The sequence below is a fragment of the Streptomyces sp. NPDC007346 genome (assembly GCF_040703535.1).
Taxonomy (GTDB): domain Bacteria; phylum Actinomycetota; class Actinomycetes; order Streptomycetales; family Streptomycetaceae; genus Streptomyces.
Window position 1 is genome coordinate 1 of sequence record NZ_JBEYKR010000089.1, and the last position, 21,881, is coordinate 21,881.

Genomic DNA, 21,881 nt, shown 5'->3' on the forward strand with positions numbered 1-21,881 from the left:
CGGACTTCTCCGTCCGGGCTCGGGGCGGGCCCGGCTCCGTGGCTTCATCGCGCTCGGCGCCGAAGCCGGTCAACAGCCTCCGCGAGCGTCGTCTCCCCCCAGAGGTCAGCCCGCCTCGCCGGTGAGGGTCTCCTCCGCTCCCTCCCGTAGCAGCCGCACGTACTCCCGCGACCACTCCTCGACCGTCGCCGCGTCCCACAGATCCGCCGAGTACTCCACCGCTCCCTCCAGAGCGTCGCCGGCCGGGGAGAGCACCATGATGAACTCCGACCGGGAAGCCGAGGGGGCGATCTCATCCACCGTGGTGGTGAGTCCCGGCATGTCGATCCCGGTGTCCAGCGAGCTCTCGTAGGCCAGGCCGATGGCCAGGCCGTCCGGGATGCGGATACCCCTGCGCTGCCGCATCACCGGGGCCACCCGGCGTGGCGGCATGGCGTGCTCCATGCCCAGGACGGTCGTGCGCGTGACCCGGTCCGTCAGCTCGGCGAAGGAGCCGGAGCGAGCGTCGCGGACCCGCAGGGCGAACCCCGTGGCCGTGCAGCCCACCAGGGACTCGAACTCACGGCTCTCCCGGCCGGCGTAGGAGATGTTCATCACCACGTCGTCCTGCTCGGCCTTGGTCGTCAGCAGTCGGCCCAGCGCGGCCGCCGCCACCACGAAGGGTGTGGTCGAGCGCCGGGCGGCCAGCCGCTCCACAGCGGCCCATACCTCGGCAGGGACCGTGAACCGGATGACCCCGCCCCGGCCGCTGAGCGCGTCCGGCCTCGGCCGGTCCAGGGGCAGGTCCAGGGTGAAGGGGGCGTCGGCCAGCTCGTCGAGCCAGTAGTCGGTACGGCGCCCGTCGGTCGCCTCCTGGTGGGCGGCTTGCCAATGGGCGTACTCCACCTGCTGGGGTGCCGCGGGCGGCAGACCGTGTCCGGCTCCGGTGACAGCCGCACGGTAGAACGCGGCGAGTTCCTTCAGCAGGGTGGTCAGGGCCCACCCGTCGCACGTGCAATGGTGCGTCACGAACAGCAGCACCCACTCCTCGGCACCGGTGCGCAGCAGGCGGACGGAGAGGACGTCCCCCGTGAAGGGGTCGAGGGCTGTCTCCGTCGCCTGCTCGGCGAGTCGGCGCAGCTGTTCCCGCCGTTCTGGTTCCGCTCGCGAGGTGAGGTCGTCGACGGGCAGGTCGAGCGGCCGGAACGCGAGCACCTCCTGTCGCCAGGTGCCGGAGCTCTCGCGTACGAGACGTGTCCGCAGGGACTCGTGACGCCGCACCACGTTCTCCAGTGCGGCGTGCAGGGCCGCGGGTTCCAGCCGGCCGGAGAAGGTGACGCGCAGGGCCACGTTGAAGACCTGCGGCCTGGCGTGGCGGGAGTGCAGGGTGGCGAAGCGGGTCTGCTGTTCGGTGGCCGGGCCGCGGCGGACCACCCGCCCCGGCCGGCCGCCCCCGTCCACGAACTCCGTCAGGGCGCGGAGCGTGGGCTCCTGGTAGAGGCGTGTCAGCGGGTACTCGACGCCCCACATCTCCCGGATGCGGTTGACCAGCCTCATCGCGGTCAGGGAATGCCCGCCCAGGTCGAAGAGGGAGACATCCGGATCGACGTCCACTTCGGGGAGGTACAGCTCGGCCGCCCAGAGATCACGCAGCCCCCTCTCCACGGAGGTGGGAGGCACGGCCTCGGGCGGCGGGCCGTCAGGCTTGCGGGCCTCGTCGGTGTCCGCCGGGGCGAGGGGGGCGGCCGGCGGGAGCAGCGTCCGGTCCAGCTTGCCGCTGCTGTTCAACGGCAAGCTGGCCAGGGTGCACCAGGTGCGCGGCACCATGTACTCCGGCAGGCGGTGGCTCAGCTCCCGGGCCCATCGGTCCGTACGGAGCCGTTGTTCCGCCGTGTCTGCGGAGGCCGGCTCGGTGGGCACCACATAAGCGGCGAGAATCGTTTCGCCGTTGGGCCGGCGCCGGCCGATGACGGCCGCCTGGCGGACCCCGTCGAGACGGCCCAGCACCCGCGCCACCTCCTCCGGCTCCACCCGGAATCCGCGGATCTTCACCTGGTCGTCGGTGCGGCCCACGAACACCAGCCGCCCGTCCGGCGTCCAGCGGACCAGGTCGCCCGTGCGGTAGCGGCGGGTCTCCCTCCCGCCCTCCGTACAGGTCGCGAATCTCTCCTCCGTGAGGTCCGGCCGGTGCAGATAGCCCTCGGCCACGCCGGGACCGCCGACCAGGAGTTCCCCCACCGCGCCGATGGGTACCGGCTTGTCCGAGGTGTCCACGACGCGCACGGTCACGTTCTCGACGGGACGACCGATCGGGATGGCGTCCATCTCCTCGTCCTTGACGGTGTCGTCGGCCGCGGGTACGACCGTGTCGACGACGCACAGCACGGTCGCCTCCGTCGGACCGTAGACGTTCAGCGTCTCGTAGGGTGCCTCGGGTCTCGGCCGGCTCCGGAGCGTCTCGCCGCCGATCAGCAGATGGCGCAGCGGGGGCTGATCGGCCGCGGGCAGACGGAGCACCTCCTCCCCCAGGGCCGTCGGCATGATGCTGAAGGCGATGTCCTGGTCGGCGAACCACCGGGCCAGGGCCAGGGGATCGCGGCGGACCTCGTCGTCGGCCACCACCAGGGTGCCGCCCGCCGTCAGGGCCGGCCAGATCTCCATGAGGGAGGCGTCGAAGCTCTGGCCGCAGACGACGGCGCTGCGGTAGGCGCCGGCCGGCGCGAAGCGTGCGTGGTGCCACTGGCAGAGATCCACGATGGAACGGTGGGTGAGCACAGCGCCTTTGGGCGTGCCGGTACTGCCGGAGGTGTAGATGACGGCGAACGGGGACGAGGCCCCGCCGCCCGGTGCCGGGCGGGTGCCGGCCCCGGTGTCTCCGGTCGGTACGGCGTCCGGTCCGACGACCTTCACCGACGCGGGCAGCCCCAGCTCCCGTACCCCGTCCGGTCCGCTGATCACCAGCCGGGCGCCGCTCTCGGCGATGACCTGGGCGGCGCGGGCAGCGCCGAGCGCCGGATCCAGCGGCACATAGGCGCAGCCGCCCCGCACCACGGCGAGCAGGGCGGTGACGAACTCCGCGCCCCGGGGCAGCCGGACCGCGACCACAGGCGCCCGGCCCTCTCCCGCCCCCAGCTCCGTGAGCACGGCCGCGAGCCGTTCCGCTCCCTCGTCCAGCTCCCGGTACGTCAACGTGTCGTCCCCGCACACCACCGCGGTCCGGCCGGGGTGCTCAGCCGCCTGCCGGGCTATCCAGTCGTGGACGGTGGTGTCGAGCACCGGTCGCACGGGGCCGCTGCCCCAGCTCTCCGGGACCTCGTCGCCCTCGGCCGGTACCCGCGCGAGCAGGGAGAGCGGCGTGGCCGGCCGTTCGACGGCGGCGGTCAGCAGGTCGCGGAAGACGGTGAAGAACCGGTCGACGGTGGCCGGGTCGAACAGCTGAGCGTTGTACTCCAGATGACATCGGACACCGTCCGGCCGGTCGGTGAAGTACACCGTCAGGTCGGTCAGCGCCTTGTCGGGGCCCGCGTCCAGGGCGACCGCCTCGACGCCGGGGAGGTCGAGGCGGAACGGCTCGTCCGCCTGGAACTCGGCGAGCGCCTGGAACACCGGTGTGCGGTCCGTCCCACGGGGTGGAGCCAGGGCCCGCACCACCTCGTCGAACGGCGTCGCAGCGTGGTCGTAGGCGTCGAGGGCGACGGCACGCACCCGGTCCAGCAGCGCCGTGAATCCGGGGTCGCCGGTGAGGTCGATCCGCAGAGCCACCGTGTTGACGAAGAAACCGATCAGCTCCTCGGCCCGTTGCGGCCGGTCGGAGACGGGGACGCCGATGACGATGTCCTCCTGGCCCGTGACCCGTTGGAGCATGGCCGCCCAGCCGGTCGCCAGGGTCATGAAGAGCGTGGCGCGTCGCGTGCGGCTCAGCTGTCTGAGCCGGTCGCTGAGGCCTGGATCGAGGGAGCGGAAGACCGCGCGGCCCTCGGAGGTCATCTCGGCCGGACGGGGCCGGTCGGTGGGCAGTTCGAGGACCGGAAGGTCACCGCCGAGCACACGCAGCCAGTGCGCCAGGTCCCGCTCGGCACGGGGGCCGTCCGCCGCCGCGCGCTGCTCGCGCGCGTGCTGGGCGTAGCTCCAGGTCAGTTCGGGCAGAGCGGCCTCGGTGCCCTCCAGCTCCGAGCGGTAGAGGGCGGAGAGGTCCCGGCACAGGACGGTCGCCGAGGCCGCGTCGACCACGATGTGGTGGAAGGACAGGACCAGGACGTGCTCGTCGGCGGCGGTCCGGACGATCCGGGTGACGAACAGCGGTCCGTTCTCCAGGTCGAAGCGGCGGGCGCTCTCCTGGGCCAGTGCTTCGCGTACGGCGCTCTCGGCCGCCAGGGCGCCGTCCACCACGGCGAAGTCGGGTTCCGAGGAGTCCCGTACCAGCTGGACCGCCGAGTCTCCGGCTGCCCGGAAGACGGTGCGCAGCCCTTCGTGGCGGGCGACGAGCCGTCGTACGGCGTTGCGCAGCGCCTCGGTGTCGAGCGGGCCGCGCAGGCGGATCGCCTTCACCTCGTTGTAGGCGGTGCGCCCGGGGAGCAGGCGTTCCAGGAACCAGATGCGCTCCTGGCCGGGTGAGAGGGGCGCTCCCGGTGCGCAGGGCTCCCGGTCCCTGTGGCGGCGGCGGAGGGCGTCCAGCCGGGGAAGGCCGGCGCGCAGCTGGTCCGCGCTGACGCCGAAGTCGACCAGCGCGACGATCTCGTCCGCGCCCGCGTCGGCCACCGCCTCGGCCACGGGCAGGGCGGATTCCACGTCGCCGATCAGGGCCCGCTGATCGCAGTACCGGCTGTAGGCCCGCCGGAAGAGCACGTCCAGGTCGTCCTCGCTGAGCGACTTCAGGTCGGTGGTGACGCCGAGGCTGTTGGTGACGCCGCTGAACAGGGACAGGGAGGCGCGCATGTAGCGGGCCATCGGCTCGAAGGCGTCGGTACGGGCGGTGTCGTGGTCCTCGCCGAGGTAGGTGTGCAGCAGGACGGCGACCCGCCCGGCGTCCGGGTCCAGGCCGTGGCGTGCTCGGGCTCGGCGGTAGCGGGCGATGTTCTCCCGGAGCTGGTCGATGTCCTGGGTCATCAGGTTGGTCACGATGCCCAGGTCGTGCGCGGCGGCGCGTTCGTACGACTCCGGGTTGGCCACCACCGCTGTGTAGAGCGGCGGCATCGGCTGTACGGGACGGGGGTGGAGCCGGATCTCCCGCTCACCGTCCCCGGTGGCGCGGCGCAGTGGCTCGCCGCGCCAGAGGCTCCGTACCTCTTCCAGCCGGTCGTACATCTCCTGTTTGTGGCGCCCGAACCGCTCGGGGAAGAAGACGAAGTCGTCGGCGTTCCAGCCGCTCGCCACGCCGAGGCCGACGCGTCCGCCGGAGAGGTTGTCCGCCATGGACCACTCCTCCGCCACCCGGATCGGGTCGTGGAGGGGCATGACGACCGAGCCGGCGTTGAGGCGGATGCGCCGGGTCTCCCGGGCCAGGGCCGCCGCCAGGACGGCGGGGTTCGGGAAGAGGCCGCCGAAGGAGTTGAAGTGCCGCTCGGGCATCCACAGCGCCTCGAACCCGTGCCGGTCGGCGAACCGGGCCGCCTCCATGAGCAGTTCGTAGCGGCCCTCCTGCGGCCCGGCCCCGTCCTGCGGATAGTCGCCGAAGAAGTAGAGGCTGAAGTCCGCGCGGCGTGACGGCGTGAGCGCCGTGGAGGCGGGGGCGGCCATGGGCCGGTGCCCTGCTTCGGCGACGGGCTCGGCCGCACCTCCGGCCGCCCCCGCGCCCACGCCCGCGGCCCCGGTCGCGGCCTCGATCACGGCCTCGATCGCTGCCCCGGTCGCTGGCCCGGTCATGGCTTCCGTCACCGGTTCCGGGAGAGCCGGCGCCTTCGTGGGGGCGGCCCGGCCGGGGCCGGGCCGCCGGGACGGGCCCGGGTCGGAGCGGAAGAAGCCGGCCTGCCGCAGGTCCCGCAGCGACCCCCGCACGGCCTCGGCCACATACTCGATGTCACCGTCGGTGTGGGCCGTGGAGAGGAAGAAGTTGCGCCACTCCCATACGTGCACGCCGCGCAACATCAGGTGGTAGTAGAGGAGTTCCATGTCGGCGCGGTGCTCGAAGCGGAACTGGGACCCGAACCAGCCCATCCGCAGCGGGAATTCCTCGGCCGCGAAGAACTCGTTGAGTCCGGTGGCCAGTTCGGTCGTCCGGTCGTTGAGCCGTTCCTGCAAGGGCGGGCCCTGCTCCCGGAGATGGGTGAGTACGGCGTGGGCCGCCGTCATCGATACGGGGTGTTGCAGGTAGGTGCCCCCGAAGAAGGTGGTGTCGGCGGTGGGGCCGCTGTCGTCCCCGTAACTCCAGTGGCCGCCGTCGATCCCGTCCATGATGTCGGCGCGGCCCGCGACGGCGCCGATGGGGAATCCGCCGCCGAGGAGCTTGCCGTAGGTGGCGAGATCCGGGGTGACACCGTAGAGCTCCTGCGCGCCCCGGAGGGCGGGGCGGAACCCGGTCAGCATCTCGTCGAACATCAGCACGATGCCATGACGCTCCGTCAGCTCTCGCAGCTTGCGGACGAACCCGACCGGCTGGAGCGAGGGGTGTCTGCTCTGCACCGGTTCGACGATGACCACGGCGATCCGTTCCGCGTCCCGTTCGATCGCGTGCAGGGCCGCCTCGCTGCCGTACTCGAGAACGGTCAGCTCGGATACGGCGCTGCGGGGGATGCCCCGGGAGACGGGCACGGTCCCTTCCTGGCCGGCCTGCCGGCCCAGGACCTGGTCGGCGTGGCCGTGGTACGAGCCCTGGAAGGTGACGATCCGGTCGCGGCCGGTGGCGGCACGGGCGAGACGGATCGCCGCGGCGTTGGCCTCCGTACCCGAGTTGGCGAACGCCACCCGCTCCATCCCGGTCAGTTCGCACAGCAGCTCGGCGGCTGCGCCCGTCTCGACGCTGCGCGGGCCGAGCCGGATGCCCCGGGAGAGGTGTTCGCGTACGGCCTCCCGGACGAAGTCGGGTTCGTGGCCGAAGAGGAGCACGCCGAAGCCCATGGTGATGTCGGTGTAGCTGTTGCCGTCGATGTCCTCGATCCGTGCGCCCTCCGCACGACGGGCCGCCACCGGGTACAGCATCTCCTTGGTCGTCCTGCGGAACCCGACGACAGCCCTGCTGTCGGCGAGTCTGCGTCGGTGGCGCTGGGCGAGCCGTCTGGAGGCCGCTGTCCGTGCCGTGTAGCGGCGTACGAGGTCGTCGAGGTGCTTCTGCTGAGAGTGGGGGGAGGCGGCGTCGACCATGCCGGCATCGGGGGCGACCTCGACGCGCGGCCCGTGCACCTGAGGCGGTCTCGTGCCGCCACCGGGCACAGCCTGCCGGGCGGCTATCCGCTCGGTGACGCGGTCGGCGAGTTCGGCCATCGCGGCCAGGTCCCGGTCGAGGCCGGCCGTGATCTTCTGCTGCTCGTTCACCGGGCCACCTGGTCCTCGGCCAGAGGTGCACCCGTTGCGTCGGTCCGCGGAGCGAGCAGTTGGGAGAGCTGGGACAGCTGGGAGAGCATCTGGAGCTGGATCCGGGACAGCTCCTGGACCCGCTCGGCCAACTCCAGGTACTCCTGCCGGGTGACGAGTCCGGTGTCCTGCGGGGCCGGGGCGGGGGCAGAGGCCGGGGCGGGGTCGGCGGGCCGCTGAGGCGCCGGGACCGACGGCTGGGCGGCTACGGGCTCCACCCCGCTCGGCCGCGGGACCGGCACGGGCGCGGTGACGGGCTGCGGGACGGACGCGGACGCCATGACGGGCTGTGGGACGGGCTCGGTGACGGGCTGCGGGGCGGGCGCGGTGACAGGCGCGGTGGCGGGCTGCGGGACGGTTCCGTACTCCCGGGGCAGCCGCGCCGCGACCAGCTCGGCGAGCAGTCGGGGGGTTCCCGTCTCGTCGAACAGCTCTCGCATCGTGACTCTGACGCGGTGCTCCTGCTCTATCTCCCGCAGCACATTGATCATGAGGAGCGAGTCCGCACCGAGGTCGAAGAACGGGGTGTCGGCCGAGAGCGAGGTCAGGTCCTCGCCGAAGGCCCGGGAGAGCACACCCAGGATGCCGTCCAGCAACCGCGTGGTCTCCATCGTCTCTGCCGTCACAGTGCGTTCCTCTCTTGCCGGGGACATGGGGCCGGGGGGCCTGGGAGGGTCCCCGATCCAGTAGGGGCGGTGCTGGAAGCGATAGCCGGGCAGCGGGACGCGCCGCCCTCCGGTGCCCGCCAGGAACGTCTCCCAGCGGACATCCGCTCCCGCGCGGTGCAGGGCCGCGGCGGCACCGAAGAGCGCTGTGAGTCCGGTGCCGCGATGCAGCGACGGGATCGCCGGCACCGTCGGCAGAAAGCGGCGGGCCAGCCCGCTGAGCGTGGTGTGCGGTCCGATCTCCACGAGTGCGTCGGGCCGTTCGCCGGCGAGGGACCTCAGCACCGCGTCGTAGCGGACGGGCTCACGGGCATGGCGCACCAGGTGGTCCGGGCCGGGCGTCCAGCCGGGTTCGCGGATCCGGCCGTCGAGCGAGCTGACGAAGCGGGTCCGTACGGGGGTGAGGGCGGTCCTCGCCAGGACCTGCCCGAACGCGTCGAGCATCGGCTCCATCGCGGCGGTGTGGAAGGCACGGTCCACCGCGAGACGTTCGTACGGGACGCCCCGGTCGTCGAGCACGGCGCACACCCGGTCCACCTCCGCGTCGGGTCCTGCCAGGACCTGGGAGCGCGCTCCGTTGGTCACGGCCGGCTCCAGGCCGGGGTGCGAGGCGGCCAGCTCCGCCGCGGCCTCCCGCTCCAGCGCCACGGCCACCATGGCGCCCGGCTCGCAGTGGTCCCGCATCAACCGGCCCCGCTCGACGGTGAGTTCGAGGCCGTCGGCCAGCGAAAGGGACCCGGCCGCGTAGAGCGCCGCGTACTCTCCGACGCTGTGGCCCGTCACGGCCCAGGGGCGGATGCCCGACTCGTCCCAGAGCCGGACCAGGGCGCACTGCAGGGCGAAGAGGGCCGGCTGCGCCGTCGCGGTCGGCCAGCGGTCCCCGGGGGCGTCGGCCTCCTCGGTGAGGAGGCGCCGCAGTATCGATTCACCGGTGAGGCGGCGGTGCTGTGCCTCGCAGGCGTCGAGCACCTCGCGTACGACGGGAAACCGTTCGTACAGGTCCGCCGCCGCTCCGGAGCGCAGGGACCCCTGGCCGGTGAACTGGAACACCACCCGGGCGACCGCGTCGCGCGGTGGGACGGGGCCGCCGGGGGAAGCGGGCGGAGCGGGGCGGGAGAGCCAGGCGTCCAGGGCGTCCGCCAGCCGGGACGGTGTACTCCCCCGGACCGCGACGCGGTAACGGCCGTGCGAGCGCCCGAGGGCGGCGGTCGTGACGAGGTCCGCCAGGGGCAGAGCGGTCCGTCTGCGGAGCACATCGCGCAGGGACCGTACGTTGTCGGCCAGGGCTTCCGCGCTCGTCGCGGAGACCAGGAGCACATCGGGCGGGGCGTTGACGGCAGTACGCGGTGCGGGCTCGGGGGCCTCCTCCAGGACGAGGTGGACGTTGGTACCGCCGATTCCGAGCGATGTGACACCGGCCCGCCGAGGGGTGCCGGTCTCGGGCCACGGCCGCAGGGTGCGGGGGGCGTAGAACGGACTGGTCTCCAGTCCGAGCAGCGGATTGGGCTCGGTGAAGCCGGCGATCGGCGGAATGACCCCGTGCTTGAGCACCAGCAGCGCCTTGACGAGACCGGCCAGCCCCGATGCCACGTCGAGATGGCCGATGTTGCTCTTGACCGCCCCGAGAGCGCAGTATCCGGTCCGGTCCGTGTCCTGGCGGTACGCCGCCCTCGCTCCCTCCAGCTCGATGGGATCGCCCTTGAGGGTCCCGGTGCCGTGGGTCTCCAGGTAGCCGATGGTGTCCGCGCCGACGCCCGCGTGGTCCAGGGCCCGGCGTACGGCGTTGCGCTGGCCTCGCGCGCTGGGAGCCGCGTACGTCTTCTTGCCGGAGCCGTCGTTGCAGACGCCCCAGCCGCGGATGACGCCGTGGACGGTGTCTCCGTCCGCGAGCGCGCGGGACAGCCGTTTGAGTACGACGGCCAGGACGCCGGTGCCTCCCACGGTTCCGTTCGCCGCCGCGTCGAACGCCCGCAGCCCGCCGGTCCGGGAGAGGATCGATCCCTTGACGTAGTGGTAGCCGAGGACCTGCGGGACGTGGAGGGAACCGGCACCCACCAGGGCGATGTCGCATTCGTCGAGCAGCAAGGAGTGGGCGGCCAGCTGCACTCCCACCAGTGAACTGGAGCACGCCGTCTGCACGTTGACGGCGGGGCCGGTGAGGCCGAGCCGGTAGGCGACCCGGGTCGCGTTGAAGTCGGTGAAGTTGCCGACCATCACCTGCATGCCGGCCAGCCAGTCGCTGATGTCCTCGTTCGGCAGCACGTTGTTGAGCAGGTAGGACTGCATGTTGTAGAGGTGGTAGCCGGCGCTGGCGTAGACCCCGATCCGCTTCCCGTCCCGCTCGTCGGGGTAGCCGGCGTTCTCCAGTGCGTGCTGCGCGCATTCCAGGAACAGACGGTGCTGGGGGTCGGTGAGGCGGGCCTCACGGGCGCTCATCCCGAAGTGCCGGGCGTCGAACCCGGAGATGTCGTCCAGGACGGCCGAGGCCCCGATGAAGTCGTCGCGCCGGTACAGCTCCTCGGGAACGCCCGCGGCCTTCAGCTCGTCCCGGCTGAAACGGGTGAAGCGTCTCTCGCCGTTGCGGATGACGCGCCACAGGTCCTCCGGCGTGTCCGCACCGGGAAGCCGGAAGGCCATCCCGACCACGGCGATGCGCGGGTCCTCCCCGCCGATGCCCATCAGCCGCGTTCCTCGCGTAAGACGCCGTCGGCGGGTGGTCGCACCGGGTCGTCCGGCCCGGCCGGGGAACGGCGCAGTACGAGGTACGCCAGGAGGGCGAGGCACCCGGCGATGGCGAGGCCGTGCATGGAGGCGACCACCTGGAACGGGGAGAAGGACTCCAGGAGGAAGCCGCTGACCAGCATCCCCAGCCCGAACCCGGCGTTCTCGACCGAGGCGGAGAGCCCGAAGAGCCGTCCGCGCTCCTTGTCGGGGACCGCCTGGAGGCGTGACACGTAGACGACTTCGGTGATTCCGTCCGCCGCTCCGGCGACGAGTGCCGTCGCGAGCGTCAGCCCGGTCGGCAGACCGCTGAACACGATGATGAACGCTCCCGACATGATGCAGGCGCCGATCGCGAAGGCCCGCTCGCCCAGGGTGCGGCCGCTCCGGCGGGTGTAACGGGCCAGCACCTGTTGGGCGATGATGTTGCCGACCGCCCAGGTCGCCCAGAACTGGCTGATGAAGGTGGCCGGATGCTCGGGGTCGAGCAGGCTGGAGTAGACGGGCAGCGCGACGTTGTGCGAGGAGGAGCCGAGCCCGTCCACGGATCGCAGGGCGATCATCGCCATCAGCACCGGCGCCGCGGCCCACAGCAGCCGGAGGGAACGGCGTTTGGTGCCCGGCTCGCTCTCCCCGGCGCCCTCACTCTTCTCGGACCGCGCCCTCGTGCGGATCGGCAGCAGCATGAGAATGGTGGCGGATACCAGGAAGGTGCACGCGTCCAGCACGAAGGCCGCCGTGTATCCGAGCTGTGCCACCACGACACCCGCCGACGAGAATCCGGCGATCATCGCCAGCGAACGGCCGGTCACCAGCAGGCCGTTGGCGCGGGCCCGGTGCTCGGCCCCCACGATCTCCGGGATGCTGCTCCGCAGAGCCACCTGCGAGAGCGTCGAGCAGCCCCCGGTGACCACGGCGAGGCAGTACAGCAGGGGAAGCCGGCCGGCCTCCGGGGCCATGAGCAGCGCCAGCAGGGCCACGGCCTGGCCGAGGTCCGCACAGATGATCAGGCGCTTGCGGTCGTAGGCCGAGACCAGGCGCCCGCTCACAAAGCCCGACGCCACACTCGCCCCGAGCCGTACGGCCATGAAGAGCCCTGCGGCCAGGGCACTTCCCGTGACGTCGTAGACGAAGACGTTCAACGCCACCATGTTCAGGTAACTGCCGTACGAGGACAGGCCGTTACCAAGAACGAGTAGCCGGAAGCGCTTCATTCACACCCTTTCGACAGACGCACACGGAAGCAGTGCGGGTCGCCCGCCGGGCCGTCTGCAGATGCCGCGCCGACCCCCGACGCCGCTCCCTCCCACCGAACGCGAGCCACTCATGCACCTGCCAATTCCGTCAAGCTCTGCCCACCCGGCACGGGCTTCACACCAAGCTCTCGAAGCTTCAGTTGCCACGGGTTTCGCGCCGCTCCCGATCGGGGCCATGGCCGACACACCGGTGGGTCGGGATCGCCCGGCCTCCGCCGAGGAGCGGGAGCGCCCGGCAGGTCCGAGCGGGTCAGGCGAGGCCGAGCAGCTGCGCGATGGCCGCGGCGGCGTCGCGGGCGGGACGGCCGACGCCGATGAGGGTCGCGGAGGCGGGGCCGGTCCAGTCGCCGTAGCCGAGGAGATGAAGGCGCGGCTCCCCCACCGCCCGGGTACCCGTGGTGGAGATGTGCCCGCGCGGCCCCCGCAGACCGAGCGGCGCGAGGTGGGACAGGGCGGGGCGGAAGCCGGTGCACCAGATGATCGTGTCCGCCTCGGCGTGGGTGCCGTCGCCCCATTCGATGCCGGTGGTGGTGAGCCGGTGGAACATCGGCCGGGCGGTGAGGAGTCCGGCGTCGCGCGCCGCTCGTACGGCCGGTACGGCGACGATGTCGCCGAGCGAGGCGACGCCTCCCGTGTCGGCGCGGCCTTCGTCGAGGGCACGGCGGCGGGCGGTGGCGTGGTCGAAGAGCGCACGGCCGTCGATGGCGTCGGCCAGGAACCGGGGCGGCCGCTGGGTGGCCCAGATGAGGTCGGTGGCCCGCGCGAGGTCGGCGGCGATCTGTGCACCGGAGTTGCCGCCGCCGACGACCACGACCTTCTGTCCGGCGAGATCGGCCGGGCGGCGGTACCCGACGGTGTGGAGCTGGGCGCCCGGGAATGCGGTACGCCCGGGAACCGCGGGGACGAACGGGCGCCACCAGGTGCCGGTGGCGCTGATCACCGCACGGGCACGCCAGGTCCCGGCATCGGTCTCGACCCGTAGGCGGCCGCCGTCCCGGTGGACCGCTTCGACCCGGACGGGGCGGACGACGGGAAGGCCGTAGCGTCGTTCGTAGTCGCTCAGGTAGTCGACCACGTGCCGCGCGTCCGGGTAGGTCTCTCCCGGCTGCCCCGGCATGACGCGGCCCGGCAGTGAGGAGTACGCCGCGGGGGAGAACAGGCGGAGCGAGTCCCACGCGTGCTGCCAGGCGCCGCCGGGCGCGGCCTGGGCGTCCAGGACGACGAAGTCCAGGCCACGGCGGCGCAGGTGGTAGCCGGCGGCGAGTCCGGCCTGGCCGCCGCCGACGACGACCACATCGACGTGCCCTTCCATGGCGGGTACCCCTTTCCTGGGTGGCTGCCCCGTCGTGCGGGGCCGGGCGGCCTCACGATGCGGCACGGCGCTCTACTCCGTCCCCGCTTGTGCGAACTTCTTGCGCCAGGCCAGCGAGACGTGGACCAGGGCGACCAGCACCGGGACTTCGATGAGCGGGCCGACGACTCCGGAGAGTGCCTGGCCGGAGGTGACGCCGAAGGTGGCGATGGCGACCGCGATGGCGAGCTCGAAGTTGTTGCCGGCGGCTGTGAAGGCGAGCGTCGCCGTGCGGTCGTAGTTCAGGCCGATGGCCTTGCCGAGGAGGAACGTGCCGAACCACATCACCGTGAAGTAGACGAGGAGCGGGAGCGCGATCCGGACGACGTCCAGCGGCTGCGAGGTGATGGTCCTGCCCTGGAGGGCGAAGAGGACGACGATCGTGAAGAGCAGGCCGTAGAGGGCCCAAGGGCCGATCCTCGGCAGGAAGTTCACCTCGTAGGACTCGCGGCCCATCCTCCTCTCGCCGATACGGCGGGTCAGGAAGCCGGCGACCAGCGGGACTCCGAGGAAGATGACGACGTTGAGCGCGATCTTCCAGACGGAGATGTCCAGGCGCTCGCCGTCACCGAGGCCGAGCCATCCGGGCAGGAGATCGAGGTAGAACCAGCCCAGGACGCCGAAGGCGATGACCTGGAAGACGGAGTTCAGCGCCACCAGGACGGCCGCGGCCTCACGGTCGCCGCGGGCGAGGTCGTTCCAGATGATGACCATGGCGATGCAGCGTGCCAGGCCGACGATGATCAGGCCGGTGCGGTACTCGGGCAGGTCCGGCAGGAAGGTCCAGGCCAGCGCGAACATGAGCGCCGGGCCGAGGACCCAGTTGACGACCAGCGAGGAGACCATCAGCCTGCGGTCGCCGGTGACGGCGTCGAGCCGGTCGTAGCGAACCTTGGCCAGGACCGGATACATCATGATCAGCAGGCCCACGGCGATCGGCAGCGAGATGCCGCCGATCTCGACCGCGGCGAGCGCGTCGTTCAGCCCGGGGATCAGCCGGCCCAGCCCCAGTCCGAGGCCCATGGCCAGGAGGATCCAGGCGGCGAGGAAGCGGTCGAGCGTCGACAGCTTCGCGACGACCGACGGCTCCTGGGCGGGCGCGGGCGCTTGGGTGGGGGTCACGGACAGGCACTCCTGTTCTCGGCGGCGGTACGGGCGGAGCCGGCCAGGTCGGTGAACCGGCCGGCGAGCTGGGCGATGACGTCCGGGCGGAGCCTGTAGCAGGTGAAGCGGCCACAGGGCTCGCTCTCCACGACGCCGGCCTCGCGCAGCGATGGGATCTGTTCAGCGCCTACTGACGTCATCATGGGCTGATACTGTCACATCAGTGACCACTGACACCACCAGGTGCTGAAGTCATTCGTACCTGATTTCACCGCGAGACAAGAGAGACCGCCGTGTCCGAGAAGCCCTCCGTCCTGTTCGTCTGCGTGCACAACGCCGGCCGCTCCCAGATGGCCGCCGCGTGGCTGGCGCACCTGGCCGGAGACCGTATCGAGGTCCGCTCCGCCGGCTCCGCCCCCGCCGATCAGGTCAATCCGGCAGCCGTCGAGGCCATGCGCGAGGCCGGCGTCGACATCGCCGCCGAGACGCCCAAGGCCCTCACCGTCGACGCGGTCGAGGCGTCCGACGTCTGCGTCACCATGGGCTGCGGCGACGCCTGCCCCGTCTTCCCCGGCAAGCGCTACCTCGACTGGACGGTGGAGGACCCGGTGGACCGCGGCATCGAGGCCGTACGCCCGATCCGCGACGAGATCAGGAAGCTGGTCGAGAACCTGATCGAGGAGATCGCACCCGCGAACCCGGAGCGGACCGCCTGAGCGAGGCCCGCGAGGTCGTCGTCGGCGGGACCTCTCCCGCGCCCTCTGCCGGTTCGCGCCCCTCGCCCACCCGGCCAACACCGACGGTTCGGCACAACGGACGAACAGGCCCGCCGCGCACGCCTGTTACTCGACGCCCACACCTGGCAGAAGCACCTCGCCCGGCTCGACCCGCCGACTCGCCCCGTCAAGCCGCGCCTGACCTGCAAGATGTCACAACTGAGCCCTCACAGAGCACTGTTGTACAACGCCTGTCCATTCAGGCACCTGGCAGACCAGGACAGGAAGGAGACCACGAAGTGGATCCGGTCGTGGCAGGGGCGGTCGCCACCGTACTTGTCAGCATCGTCAGCGGCGCGGTGAAGATCGTCCGCCACAGGCTCAGCACGCAGGTGGAACTGGCCCGCATCGCGGACCAGGGCCTCACCGAACGTGTCCGCCACACCGTCCCCTGGGGGACGCTCCAAGAACACGCGAAGAACAGACACGTACACGCCGCTTCCCAGGGGAACGGGGGTGGCCGTGATGGAGGAAGCCGCCGGCGCTGAACTTGTCACAGCGCCGCTACAGGACGCCCCCGCCCCCTTACCCGGACGCCAACTCGCCGAAGCTCTCCACCAGGAGCAGTATCCCGCTCTGATCCGCTTCCTTCTCCTCAACGGTGCGTCCTGGACCGCGGCCCAGGACGCGGCCCAGGACGCCTTCACGCAGATGTGCGCCCCCGGACTGTCCATCGCCCACCCCAAAGCGTGGCTGCGCAAAGTCGCCTGGCGATCGTGGGTGAAGCAGAAGATCGCCCCCGAGGAACTCTGCTCCGAACCTCCCGAACCACACGAACTGACGATGCGCTGGCAGACCCCGGCCCATGCGGCCGAACTTGATGAAGAGAGCAGGACCGTCATCAACCTGCTCCGTGCGCTGCCCGCCAAACAGCGCGCCGCCATGGCATGGACCCTCGACGGATTCACCACGGAGGAAAGCGCGCGTGCCATGGGCACCACGCCGGCAGCGGTCCGGCAGAACCTCACCCGAGCCCGGACGGCCCTGAAGACCGGCCTGAACCTGGACAGCGGGGCAGAGCGAACAGCGAAGGAGGGAGGGAGATGAGCGGCGACCCGGCACACGTGACACGCGGATGGCGCTGCGACCGGGCTCTGGACGAACTTCTCGCCGCCTCGAACCAGGCCCTCGCCCTGGCGGTGCAGGACCGCCTGTCGGCCCAGGGGGGCGCCCCGGAACTGCGCGACCCCGATGTGACTCTCGGCCGGATGCTGGCCACGGCACACCGTGGGCTGGGGGCCTCCGTCTTCCGGCGCCTCACCCACCTCGGCAGCCCCGAACGGGAGCAGTCGTCAACCGAGTACCTGGGACCCTTTCCTCCCCATGGGCACCCCCTCGCCGACCGGCTCGCTCCCGTACGCATCAAGTACCGCAGTGATGCCCTGCAAGCCGCCCAGTCCTACGGGCTCGAAGAGCTCATGCCCGCCCTGGCCGGCGCCCGCAGCATCACCGAGACCGTCATCAGCCTGCTGGAGTTCGAGGAGGCCGACACCCAGGTGCACGCCTCGGTACAGCAACTGGGACACCTGCTGGAACAGGCCGGGCGCCTCACGGAACGCCCGCCCACCGACACCGCCGCCCCTCCGTCGTCGGACTACCTGGTCGCGGTGGAGGAGTCACTCCAGACCCACGCCGCCCCGCTTCAGCGAGCCGTCCACGATGCCCGTCAGCTCCTCAGGGAGGAGCTGGTGCCGATGTTCGCCGCGTTCGACAGCAACATGGATGCGGAGATGGTCACCCGAGACCTCGCCGATGACATCGAACAGGCGTGGTCCAAGGCCCACGACCTGTCGCGGGCTGTGGCGATGGTCCAGAAGGTCAGCAACGACTTCGTCGGAGAGGACCTGCGGCAAGCCAGACTCGAAGGCACCTTCCTGACCGGCGTCCGCTGGAACGCGTCGACCACCTGGCCCGAGGAATGGGAACCGCTGATCAGGCGCGCATCGACACCGTTGGAAGCGGAGCCGGGAGTCCTGGTCATCGCGGCCGAACCGAGCAACACCATGGTCTCCGCCGACTCGTGAGGGCTCTGTCGACCAGGGACTGCAACGCCCGTCCGGGCCGGCGTAGATGCCACGCGGGCCGGCCGTCCTTCCGCATGCTTAGGAGACAGACGTGAAGATGCTCATCAACGTTCCGGAGACCGTGGTCGCCGATGCCCTGCGGGGGATGGCGGCCGCTCATCCGGAACTGACCGTCGACGTGGAGAACCGGGTCGTCGTGCGGCGGGACGCCCCGGTGGCCGGGAAGGTGGGGCTCGTCTCCGGGGGCGGGTCGGGGCACGAGCCGTTGCATGCCGGGTTCGTCGGGCCCGGGATGCTGTCGGCCGCCTGTGCCGGGGAGGTGTTCACCTCACCAGTGCCGGACCAGATGGTGCGGGCGGCGGCCGCGGTGGACAGCGGGGCGGGGGTCCTCTTCGTCGTCAAGAACTACACCGGTGACGTGCTGAACTTCGAGATGGCCGCCGAGCTCGCCGAGGACGAGGGCATACAGGTGGCCCGGGTGGTCGTGGACGACGACGTGGCGGTGAGCGACAGCACGTTCACGGCCGGGCGGCGCGGTACGGGGGCCACGCTCTTCGTCGAGAAGATCGCGGGGGCCGCGGCGGACGGGGGCGCGCCCCTGGAGCGGGTGGTCTCGGTGGCCCGGCAGGTCAACGGGTCCTCTCGGAGTTTCGGGGTGGCCCTCGGCGCGGTGACCACTCCGGCGAAGGGGAGCCCGACCTTCGATCTGCCCTCCGGGGAGCTGGAGTTGGGCATCGGCATCCACGGCGAGCCGGGGCGGGAGCGGCGGCCGATGATGACCTCGGGCGAGATCGCCGACTTCGCGGTGGACGCGGTGCTGGAGGATCTCCGGCCGACCGGTCCCGTACTGGCGCTGGTGAACGGGATGGGGGCGACGCCGCTGCTGGAGCTGTACGGGTTCAACGCCGAGGTCCACCGGGTGCTCTCCGAGCGGGGTGTGCCGGTGGCTCGTACGCTCGTGGGTAACTACGTGACCTCTCTCGACATGGCAGGCTGCTCGGTGACGCTGTGCCAGGTCGACGAGGAGCTGCTACGGCTGTGGGACGCGCCCGTGGCGACGCCCGCGCTCCGCTGGGGCCGTTGAGCCCCGTGCCGACCGTACTCGTACGAACCGCGCCGGACAGGCCCGGGGAACAGGAGATCATGTGCTCGACGCCGACTTCTTCCGCCGCTGGATGGCGGCCACCGCGGCCGCCGTGGACCGTGAGGCGGGCCGACTGACCGAGCTGGACTCGGCGATCGGGGACGCCGATCACGGCAGCAACCTTCAGCGCGGCTTCGCGGCGGTGGCGGCCGTGCTGGAGAAGGACGCGCCCGCGACTCCGGGTGCGGTGCTGGCCCTGGCGGGGCGGCAGCTGATCTCCACCGTCGGCGGGGCGTCCGGACCGCTGTACGGCACGCTGCTGCGCCGTACGGGCAAGGCGCTCGGCGAGGACGCCGAGGTGACGCAGGAACAGCTCGCCCAGGCGTTCGCCGCGGGGGTCGCCGCGGTCGGGCAGCTCGGCGGGGCGCAGGCCGGGGAGAAGACGATGCTGGACGCGCTGCTGCCGGCGGCGGAGGCTCTGGCCCTGTCGTTCCGGGGAGCCGCGGACGCGGCCCGCGCGGGTGCCGGGGCCACGGTGCCGTTGCAGGCGCGCAAGGGGCGGGCCAGCTATCTCGGCGAGCGCAGCATCGGACACCAGGACCCGGGCGCGACCTCGGCGGCCCTGTTGGTCAAGGCGTTGGCCGAGGCCGCGGGGGACGGGGGTGCCCAGGCATGAGCGACGAGCCGCAGGTGGGCATCGTGCTGGTCTCGCACAGCGGGGCGGTCGCGGAATCGGTCGCCGAACTGGCCCGGAACCTGGCCGCCGGGGGTGTGACGGCCCCCGTCGCGGCGGCGGGAGGGCTGCCGAACGGCGGGCTGGGCACCAGCGCCGAGCTGATCGGCCGGGCCGCCGCGTCGGTGGACCGGGGCGTCGGCGTCGCGGTCCTCGTCGACCTGGGGAGCGCGGTCCTGACGGTGAAGGCGATGCTCGCCGAGGGCGATGAGCTGCCCCCGGACACGCGGCTGGTCGACGCGCCGTTCGTGGAGGGCGCGGTCGCCGCCGTGGTGACCGCGTCGTCCGGCGGGGACATCGGCGCGGTGGAGGCGGCGGCCTCGGAGGCGTACGGCTACCGCAAGGTGTAGGGAGCCGCGCCACGCGCGGAAGGGGGCGGGGCCCGGGCGGCTCCGTCCCCTTCCGTGTGCGCGGCCCGCCGGTTGGCGTACCGCCTGCGGCGCTTGCAGACTTGGCGACATGTCGGCAGGCAGGCGCAGCGCGGGTCTTCTTCTCTTCCGGACCACGGGTACGGGAGGTGAGCGGGGTGTCGAGGTGCTGATCGGGCACATGGGCGGGCCGTTCTGGGCGGGGCGGGAAGCGGCTGCCTGGTCGGTGCCGAAGGGTGAGTACGGCCCCGGTGAGGATCCGGCGGCGGCCGCGCGGCGGGAGTTCGAGGAGGAGCTGGGGCTGCCCGTGCCCGACGGGGAGTGGTTGCCGCTCGGGGAGGCGCGCCAGCGCAGCGGCAAGCGGGTGACCGTGTGGGCGGTGGAGGCGGAGCTGGATGTGGCGTCCGTGGTGCCGGGGACGTTCACGATGGAGTGGCCGCGCGGCTCCGGCGCGCAGCAGGAGTTCCCGGAGATGGACCGGTTCGCCTGGTGCACGCCGGAGCAGGCCGCCGAGCGGCTGATCGCGGGCCAGCGCGTCTTCGTGGAGCGGCTGCGCGCTCAGGTGCTCGGGGACGCCACCGCTTCCCCGGAGGCGTAGGCCGGTTCCGGGGACGGGACGGGGCGGCCGGCCCGCAGCTCCAGGACGTCCCCGGTGAAGCGGGCGCGGAAGCTGCGGTCGTGCGAGACGACGACCACGGCTCCCGGGTACTGCGCGAGCGCCGCCTCCACCTCCTCCACCAGGCTCAGCGCGATGTGGTTCGTCGGCTCGTCGAGCACCAGCAGGTCGGCCGGCCGCACCACCAGCCTGGCCAGGGCGAGCCTGCGCTGCTGGCCGATGGAGAGCGCCGCGACGGGCACGCCGAGGTCCTCGGGGCGGAACAGGCCCAGCTCCAGCAGCTCGTCCGCGTACTCGTCGGGGAAGCCGGGACGGCCCGCGGCGAAGGTGGCGAGCAGGGTGCGCCCGGTCGGCCGCGCGGGCAGTTCCTGCGGGAGGTAGCCGATCCGGCCGCGACGGCGGACCGTCCCGGTGTCGGGGGCCAGGTCCCCGGCGAGGACCCGTAGGAGGGTGGTCTTGCCGGCCCCGTTGTCCCCGGTGACCAGGAGGCGGGCTCCGGGCTCCACGCGCAGGGCGGGGAGGTGGAGCCGCTCCCCCACCGAGACGCCGTCCAGCTCCACGAGGGGGCCGGTGCCGGAGTCGGCGGCGGCGAGGGCCGGGCGGCCGGTGAAGGCGAGCGGCTTGGGCGGGGCGGGTACGGGGGTGCGGCGCAGCGCCTCCAGGCGGGTGCGCGCCGCCCTGACCTGGCCGGAGAGTTTGGCCTCGTGGGAGCGGCGGTGCTTGCCGAACCCCTGCTTCGGGTCCTTGCCCGTCGCCGCGAGGCGCTGTCCGGCGGCCTCCACCAGCTCCTCGGTCCGGGCCAGGTCGCTCAGGTACTCCTGGTGCTCCTGGGCCCAGCGGCGGCGGGCCGACGCCTTCGCGGCGCGGTAGCCGTCCCAGCCGTCCCCGTACCGGATGACCGTGCGCAGGTCGCGGTCGACCTCCAGGATCACCGAGGTGACCCGCTCCAGGAACGCCCGGTCGTGGGTGATGGCGACGACGGTGCCCCGGTGGGCGCGCAGGTGCTCCTCCAGCCAGTTCACCGCCCGTACGTCGAGGTGGTTGGTGGGCTCGTCCAGGAGCAGCAGCTCCGGGGCTGCCGCCAGGACGCAGGCCAGGGCCAGCCGGGACTGTTCGCCGCCGGAGAGGGTGGAGAGCGGCCGGTCGCGGGTGATGTGGGCGAGGCCCAGGCCGTGGAGGGCCGCTTCGGTGCGGGCGTCCGAGCGGTAACCGTCGCGCTCCTCGTAGGCGGTGAGGAGGTCTCCGTAGGCGGCGAGCTGCGCGTCGGTGGGCTCGCCCGCCGAGAGCGCCTCCTCCGCCTCGCGGATGGAGCGCTCCAGTGCGCGGAGCTCGGCGAGGGCGGCGTCGACGGCGTCCTGCACGGTGTCGGACGGGTCGAGGGCGAGGGTCTGGGCGAGGTGGCCGGTGGAGCCGGGGAAGCGGACGGTGATCTCGCCGCTGTCGGGGCGTTCGGCTCCGGCCAGCAGCCGGAGCAGGGTGGACTTGCCCGAGCCGTTCTCGCCGATGACGGCGACTTTCTCGCCGGGGCGGACGGTGAGCGTCACCTGGTCGAGTACGGAGCGGTCCCCGTACGCCTTGGAGACGTCCTTCATGGTCAGTTGGGCGCGGTCGCGCATGGATGCCTTTTTCCCTGGGTGACGGCCCGCGGCGGCGCGTGCGAGGACGCGCGGGGGCGGGGCGTGGATACCGGACGGCGAG

At 72.2% G+C, this 21,881-nt stretch carries 14 protein-coding genes and 1 pseudogene; 7 read left to right on the forward strand and 8 right to left on the reverse strand.

What is annotated here, in order from left to right; translation table 11 throughout:
- Positions 1 to 105 precede the first annotated feature (105 nt).
- The 6 genes and pseudogenes from AB0917_RS22180 to AB0917_RS22205 all read right to left on the reverse strand — a co-directional run.
- A complete protein-coding gene (locus AB0917_RS22180) occupies positions 106 to 7,446 on the reverse strand; it encodes a MupA/Atu3671 family FMN-dependent luciferase-like monooxygenase (protein WP_366821348.1) in 7,341 nt (2,446 codons plus the stop codon).
- Positions 7,443 to 10,829, reverse strand: a complete 3,387-nt coding sequence (locus AB0917_RS22185) for a beta-ketoacyl synthase N-terminal-like domain-containing protein (RefSeq protein ID WP_366821349.1) — start codon at positions 10,827 to 10,829, stop codon at positions 7,443 to 7,445. The genes AB0917_RS22180 and AB0917_RS22185 overlap by 4 nt, the downstream gene beginning before the upstream one ends.
- The gene (locus AB0917_RS22190; RefSeq protein WP_366821350.1) at positions 10,829 to 12,085 is read right to left on the reverse strand and encodes an MFS transporter; all 1,257 of its coding nucleotides are present in this window, start codon (positions 12,083 to 12,085) and stop codon (positions 10,829 to 10,831) included. The genes AB0917_RS22185 and AB0917_RS22190 overlap by 1 nt, the downstream gene beginning before the upstream one ends.
- Before the next feature lie 292 nt (positions 12,086 to 12,377).
- The gene (locus AB0917_RS22195; protein ID WP_366821351.1) at positions 12,378 to 13,439 is read right to left on the reverse strand and encodes an ArsO family NAD(P)H-dependent flavin-containing monooxygenase; all 1,062 of its coding nucleotides are present in this window, start codon (positions 13,437 to 13,439) and stop codon (positions 12,378 to 12,380) included.
- A gap of 72 nt (positions 13,440 to 13,511) precedes the next feature.
- A complete protein-coding gene (gene arsB / locus AB0917_RS22200; RefSeq protein ID WP_366821352.1) occupies positions 13,512 to 14,600 on the reverse strand; it encodes an ACR3 family arsenite efflux transporter in 1,089 nt (362 codons plus the stop codon).
- A pseudogene (locus tag AB0917_RS22205) lies at positions 14,597 to 14,779 on the reverse strand (helix-turn-helix domain-containing protein); the annotation flags it as partial. The gene arsB and the pseudogene AB0917_RS22205, both read right to left, overlap by 4 nt.
- A gap of 96 nt (positions 14,780 to 14,875) precedes the next feature.
- Between AB0917_RS22205 and AB0917_RS22210 the strand changes: the two are divergent.
- On the forward strand, positions 14,876 to 15,298 hold the full coding sequence (locus tag AB0917_RS22210) for an arsenate reductase ArsC (protein WP_366821353.1): 423 nt from the start codon (positions 14,876 to 14,878) through the stop codon (positions 15,296 to 15,298).
- Between the two features lie 227 nt (positions 15,299 to 15,525).
- Here AB0917_RS22210 and AB0917_RS22215 read toward each other — a convergent pair whose 3' ends face one another.
- Positions 15,526 to 15,741, reverse strand: coding sequence for a hypothetical protein (locus AB0917_RS22215; protein WP_366821354.1), 216 nt, complete (start codon positions 15,739 to 15,741; stop codon positions 15,526 to 15,528).
- 82 nt (positions 15,742 to 15,823) lie between these two features.
- Between AB0917_RS22215 and AB0917_RS22220 the strand changes: the two genes are divergently transcribed.
- The 6 genes from AB0917_RS22220 to AB0917_RS22245 all read left to right on the forward strand — a co-directional run bounded on the left by AB0917_RS22220 (position 15,824) and on the right by AB0917_RS22245 (position 20,165).
- Entirely contained in the window at positions 15,824 to 16,405 is a 582-nt protein-coding gene (locus AB0917_RS22220; RefSeq protein ID WP_366821366.1) for a sigma-70 family RNA polymerase sigma factor, read from the forward strand.
- Positions 16,402 to 17,382 carry a hypothetical protein gene (locus AB0917_RS22225; RefSeq protein ID WP_366821355.1) on the forward strand — a complete coding sequence of 327 codons (981 nt, stop codon included), beginning with the start codon at positions 16,402 to 16,404 and terminating at the stop codon, positions 17,380 to 17,382. The genes AB0917_RS22220 and AB0917_RS22225 overlap by 4 nt, the downstream gene beginning before the upstream one ends.
- 91 nt (positions 17,383 to 17,473) lie before the next feature.
- Positions 17,474 to 18,466 carry a dihydroxyacetone kinase subunit DhaK gene (gene dhaK, locus AB0917_RS22230; protein ID WP_366821356.1) on the forward strand — a complete coding sequence of 331 codons (993 nt, stop codon included), beginning with the start codon at positions 17,474 to 17,476 and terminating at the stop codon, positions 18,464 to 18,466.
- 61 nt (positions 18,467 to 18,527) lie between these two features.
- Complete coding sequence (dhaL, locus tag AB0917_RS22235) at positions 18,528 to 19,142, forward strand: dihydroxyacetone kinase subunit DhaL (protein WP_366821357.1); 615 nt, start codon at positions 18,528 to 18,530, stop codon at positions 19,140 to 19,142.
- Positions 19,139 to 19,549, forward strand: coding sequence for a PTS fructose transporter subunit IIA (locus tag AB0917_RS22240; protein ID WP_366821358.1), 411 nt, complete (start codon positions 19,139 to 19,141; stop codon positions 19,547 to 19,549). The genes dhaL and AB0917_RS22240 overlap by 4 nt, the downstream gene beginning before the upstream one ends.
- Positions 19,550 to 19,658: 109 nt before the next feature.
- Positions 19,659 to 20,165 (forward strand): NUDIX domain-containing protein, encoded by a 507-nt coding sequence (locus AB0917_RS22245; protein WP_366821359.1) that lies wholly within the window; start codon positions 19,659 to 19,661, stop codon positions 20,163 to 20,165.
- Here the strand turns inward: AB0917_RS22245 and abc-f are convergent.
- Positions 20,126 to 21,799: a ribosomal protection-like ABC-F family protein gene (gene abc-f, locus AB0917_RS22250; protein ID WP_366821360.1), complete on the reverse strand. Its 1,674-nt coding sequence runs from the start codon at positions 21,797 to 21,799 to the stop codon at positions 20,126 to 20,128. The genes AB0917_RS22245 and abc-f overlap by 40 nt on opposite strands.
- Between the last annotated feature and the right edge of the window lie 82 nt (positions 21,800 to 21,881).